A 5,058-nucleotide genomic window follows, 5' to 3' on the forward strand; every position below is an offset into this window, starting at 1 on the left:
CTCCCGCACACCCGGTTAACGATCGCAAACCTCCCGCCATCCTCCCACGCCCCTCGGTCACCCGTGGGTTCTTCGGTGGGGCGGGGCGGCGGGCCTACCCGATGGCGGTGGATCAGAGAGACACGGCGCCCGTGGGAGTGATGACCGAGGGACCGCCGAACTCCGTGGCCAGGGCATCCATCACGATCTCGGCGCAGACCTGGCCGAGCCAGTATCCGGCTTGGCGGATCTGACCGACGTGCTGGAAGCCGGCCTTCTCGTACGCGCGGATCGCACCCGCGTTCGGAGCGAGGACCTTGAGCCAGACCATCCGCAGGTTGGTGACGTGGAAGGCGTAGTCGAGCGTGAGCCGGGTCGCGGCGGTTCCCAAACCCCGGCCGCGCGACTCGGGGGCAAGCATGATGACGAACTCGGCGGTGCGGACGCTGTGGTCGGGCAACAAGGTCGCGACTCCGACCGGAACCGGCGCGCTGCTGGTGAGGTCGTAGATGGTGAAGCGGATGTTCTCACCGCGCAACTGGTGGGCCATGCCTTCGGTGCGCGCCTCCAGGGACTCGGGAGCCTGACGCCCGTAGCCGATCAGGATGGCGGGGTCCTGCTCCCACCGCCAGTACGTGTCGATGAGATCGGCGCGGTAAGGACCGAGCCCGCAGATCTCGGTGCGCAGCCAGATGATCGGGTCGGTCGGGTCAGCGGGGCTGGTGATGGCGGTCTCCGATGGTGAGCACGGGGGTGTAGGCGCGGGTCGAGGACGGCTCGGCGACGTCGACGCCGTTCATAGTTTCCACCCATGCGTGCAGCCGGATCGGGTCGGACGCGATGCCGTGGCACCAGCGGACGCCGAGGCGTCGGGCGCCCAACAACAGGACCGCGGCAACCGACTCCTCCAGGCACGCGGTGCGGCCGGGGGAGTACCAGCCGGCGCGCCGGACCGCGGTGATGACGTCGGCCGCCTGCTCGGGCGTCGCGGGTCGGACCGTCCGTGCGGAGGCGGCGGACAGGAGCGTGATGGTGCGTTGCATGCCGGCGTGGCAGCGGCGGGTGATGGCGAAGGCGACGGTGAGCGAGGCAGCGGCTGCGAGGGTCTCGCCGAGCGCGGCGCGGGGTGGCCGGCTGATACCCGCGGGGTGTTCGGCGCTGCCCCAGCTGGCCTGGGCCGAGGAGGCGCGCAGCGCGACTGGCCACGGGGCCGGGTTGTGCGTCGGCGTGAGGAGGTCCAGTGCGAGGAGTCGGCGGGCGAGGGCGGAGTCGATGCCCTCGAGGATGCCGGTGCGCGAGATGGCATTCCACTGGGCCGCGGCCGGCGGCTGGAGGGCCTGGACGCGGCCGGTGCGGTAGTCGATGAGGACCAGGGCATGGCCGAAGTCGACGGCGCGAACATGGCCGGGGCAGGTAGCGAACGTGGGCAGGTCATCCACGGCGGTGTTCTCCTTCGCGGAGGCTCACCCAGGTGGTGGGCGCGTGTTCGAGGGCGCGGAGCCACGCTTCGACGGCCAGAGCCTGCTCCACGCCGCAGCCCAGGTCGAGACCACCGGCCTGACCACCCCCGCACAAGCCCGGACGTTCGCACAGATGCTCTGCACCATCGCCTACGCCGCCGCCGAAGCCGGCGACCGCGACCGCGCCCTGGAGATGATCCGGGACGCCGAACGCGCCGTCGCCCTTCTCCCGGAACAACCTGGCACGCCGACCTTCTCGGTCACCCCGGCCTCCGTCACCCTCTACAAGGTCGGCGTCCTGTGGTCCCTCGGCGACGCCGGCGCAGCCGTCCACGCCGGCCGGAACCTCCACCCAGCGCAGTTCGCCACGGCCGAACGCCGCGGCCGCCTTCATACGGACATGGCTCGCGCCTGGTGGCGGTGGGATAAACCCGAGCAGACCGCCCGCGCTCTTCTCGCCGCCCACCGCACCGCCCCCGCCGAAGTCCGCGACCGCCCCAGTATCCGCGCCATCGTCACGGACCTCGCCCGGCGCCACCCCCGCATCAGCGGTGTTCGCGAGCTCGTCGCCGCGACCCGGCTGAGCTATGCCTCTTAGCGTCGCGGTCTACGGTTCGCCGCTCACGGCCGGGCGAGGGTGGGCAACGGGTGCCCGCTGGCCACGTACCTGTCGGACGGCTCTCGGAACGCGCAGCCGGCTGCGGCGCTCGGATGCTGAACGCGGAGAAGTGTGCGGGTGTGTGGTCGACGAAGAAGCCGGGAGAGCGGGTTGGCGGCGGGTGACAGGGAACGATTCAGTGCTTAGGGTTCGTGAATATGGATATGCAGAACGTGGTGGTGCTGGGCGCCCACGGCACGGAAGCGGAAGACGTCACGGCCGTCGCACGCGGCAACGCACGTATCGAGGTCGGCGCGGAAGCGCTGGAAGGCGTTGCGCGGTCGCGCGACGTGATCGACGCGCTGGCCGCGAAACCGGAACCGGTCTACGGCGTCTCGACGGGGTTCGGCGCACTGGCGGTACGCCACATCAGCCCGGAACTGCGCGCCCAGTTGCAGCGCAGCCTCGTACGGTCCCACGCCGCGGGAATGGGTCCGCGGGTGGAACGCGAGGTGGTGCGCGCGCTGATGTTCCTGCGGCTGAAGACGCTGGCGTCGGGCCGTACCGGCGTACGCCCGGTGGTCGTGGAGACGATGGCGGCGGTGCTGAACGCGGGCATCACCCCGGTCGTGCACGAATACGGTTCGCTCGGCTGTTCCGGTGACCTCGCACCGCTCGCGCACTGCGCCCAGGTGCTGATGGGGGAGGGCGAGGCGGAAGGACCGGACGGCGTGGTGCGCCCGGGGGCGGAACTGCTCGCCGAGCACGGCATCGAACCGGTCGAGCTGCGCGAGAAGGAGGGCCTGGCCCTCATCAACGGCACCGACGGCATGCTCGGGATGCTCGTGATGGCCTGCGCGGACCTGGCGGGGCTGTTCACCGCGGCCGACGTCACCGCCGCACTCACGCTCGAAGCGCTGCTCGGCACCGACCGGGTACTCGCGCCCGAGCTCCATGCGATCCGCCCGCACCCCGGGCAGGCGGCCAGCGCGGACAACATGCGCAGGGTGCTCGCGGGCTCCGGCCTGACCGGGCACCACCAGGACGACGCGCCGCGGGTGCAGGACGCGTACTCCGTGCGGTGCGCGCCGCAGGTCGCCGGGGCCGGGCGGGACACCCTCGCGCATGCCCGGCTGGTCGCCGACCGCGAACTCGCCGCGGCGATCGACAACCCGGTGGTGACGGAGGCCGGCACGGTCGAGTCGAACGGCAACTTCCACGGTGCCCCCGTCGGCTACGTGCTGGACTTCCTCGCGATCGCCGCGGCCGACCTCGCGTCGATCGCGGAGCGGCGTACGGACCGGTTGCTCGACAAGAACCGGTCGCACGGGTTGCCGCCCTTCCTCGCGGACGACCCGGGCGTGGACTCGGGGCTGATGATCGCGCAGTACACCCAGGCGGCGCTGGTCAGCGAGATGAAGCGGCTCGCGGTGCCCGCGTCCGTCGACTCGATCCCGTCCTCGGCGATGCAGGAGGACCACGTGTCCATGGGGTGGGCCGCGGCGCGGAAGCTGCGTACCGCGGTGGACGCGCTCACGCGGGTCATCGCTGTGGAGATGTTCGCGGCCACCCGGGCGCTGGAGATCCGTACCACCGGGACCGAGCTGCGGCCGGCACCCGCCAGCGCCGCCGTGCTCACGGCACTCCGCGCCGCCGGGGTGCCCGGGCCCGGGCGGGACCGCTTCCTCGCGCCCGACCTCGCGGCCGCGGACGCCTTCGTCCGCGACGGCTCCCTGGTCCGGGCCGTGGAGACCGTGACGGGTCCGTTGGCCTAGCTCGGTACGTTGACCCGCGGCCGTGAGAGTGCGGCTGGACCCGCGTCGCCGGTTCGCGGGTCCAGACGCCTTACAGGGCACGGCAGTTGGCGTCGGTGTCAGATCTTGTTGAAGATCTTGGAGTAGGCGTAGCCGGTCGGCTTGTCGTACTGATCGACCTCCCAGAAGGCCAGTTCCTGAACGCCCTTCGACGCGGCGAAGCTCTCCAGGGTGGAGGCGTTCGCCTGGGTGAAGTCCTCGTCGTCGTCGTTCTGGCCGGCGATCGGGGTCAGGCCCATGCGGGCCCAGTTCTGCGCGGCCGAGCCGCCGTAGATGCTCGCGAACTGCTTCTCGGCGGCGGTGGCGCCGGACTCCGCGTCCGCCAGGGCGTTCTCGCCGTCGCCGAAGTCCATCGTCATGAGGTTCACCGCGCTGGTCTTCACCCCCGCCGACTGCGCGTTCTTGAGCAGTTTGGTGACGTCGGACTCCATGCCGTCCGGGTCCACGGCCACCGTCCAGTCGATCTGCACGGACGGGTCGGCCTGCTGGAGTGCCGCCAGGGCCTGGTCCCGCCGCGTGTTGGCGTTGCCGTTGGCGAGGGTGTCGCCCTCAATGTCGAAGTCGAGTCGGGTGACGCCGTAGGTGCTGACCACTTTCTGGTAGGCCGCGGTGAGACTGGAGACCGAGGTACAGGTCTGGGCGAGCTCCTTGCTGCCGGCGCCGCCGAAGGACGGGATCACGGGTCCGCCGGCCGACTTGACCGCGTTGATCTGGGAGCTGAAGGCGCCGACCGAGTCGCCGCCGTCCTCCCACTGGAGGGTGCAGCCGGACTTGGAGGTGAGGAAGGCCAGCGTGTAGTTCTTCAGCCCGCTCGCGCTCTGGTCGGCGGCCATGTCCTTGGCGGAGGAGGAGTCGATCTGCAGGTAGGGCGCCGCGAACTGGGCGGGGAGCGCGGTCGGGGCCACGGCGGCGGCGTGTGCGCCGGGGGCCGCGGCGAGCAGCGCGAGCACCGGAGCGACCGCTGCCGCGGCGACGAGTGCGGGGCGTACGGGTGACTTGGCCATGGTGAAACCTCTCGGGGGGCGGAGGAGACAGCGGGGGGAAGCGCAAGACCGCAGGGGCGAACGAGTTAGGAAAGTTTCCTAACCATGAGTCAGCATGGTTGATCCGTTGGCCAGTTCACGTCAATACCCGGGGTCCGGATAAATGAATCGCGGCCACACTCTTGACCGAGGTTTTGCCCGTCGCGGGGGCGTGTGGGGGCTCG

5 protein-coding genes are annotated in these 5,058 nt (G+C 71.1%); 2 read left to right on the top strand and 3 right to left on the bottom strand.

Going from position 1 to position 5,058, the window contains the following annotated elements; translation table 11 throughout:
- Positions 1-112 precede the first annotated feature (112 nt).
- Both AC13HU_RS31730 and AC13HU_RS31735 read right to left on the bottom strand, forming a co-directional pair.
- Entirely contained in the window at positions 113-706 is a 594-nt protein-coding gene (locus AC13HU_RS31730) for a GNAT family N-acetyltransferase (protein WP_483045434.1), read from the bottom strand.
- Positions 690-1,418, bottom strand: coding sequence for a lasso peptide biosynthesis B2 protein (locus AC13HU_RS31735; RefSeq protein ID WP_483045430.1), 729 nt, complete (start codon positions 1,416-1,418; stop codon positions 690-692). The genes AC13HU_RS31730 and AC13HU_RS31735 overlap by 17 nt, the downstream gene beginning before the upstream one ends.
- A 43-nt stretch (positions 1,419-1,461) precedes the next feature.
- Between AC13HU_RS31735 and AC13HU_RS31740 the strand changes: the two genes are divergently transcribed.
- Together AC13HU_RS31740 and hutH are read left to right on the top strand one after the other, a co-directional pair.
- The gene (locus AC13HU_RS31740; RefSeq protein ID WP_483045431.1) at positions 1,462-2,037 is read left to right on the top strand and encodes a hypothetical protein; all 576 of its coding nucleotides are present in this window, start codon (positions 1,462-1,464) and stop codon (positions 2,035-2,037) included.
- Positions 2,038-2,255: 218 nt separating this feature from the next.
- On the top strand, positions 2,256-3,812 hold the full coding sequence (hutH, locus tag AC13HU_RS31745) for a histidine ammonia-lyase (protein ID WP_483045432.1): 1,557 nt from the start codon (positions 2,256-2,258) through the stop codon (positions 3,810-3,812).
- A 98-nt stretch (positions 3,813-3,910) separates the two neighbouring features.
- Here hutH and AC13HU_RS31750 read toward each other — a convergent pair whose 3' ends face one another.
- A complete protein-coding gene (locus tag AC13HU_RS31750) occupies positions 3,911-4,855 on the bottom strand; it encodes a glycosyl hydrolase family 18 protein (RefSeq protein ID WP_483045433.1) in 945 nt (314 codons plus the stop codon).
- Positions 4,856-5,058 lie beyond the last annotated feature (203 nt).

This window comes from Streptomyces sp. NH27 (assembly GCF_056859195.1).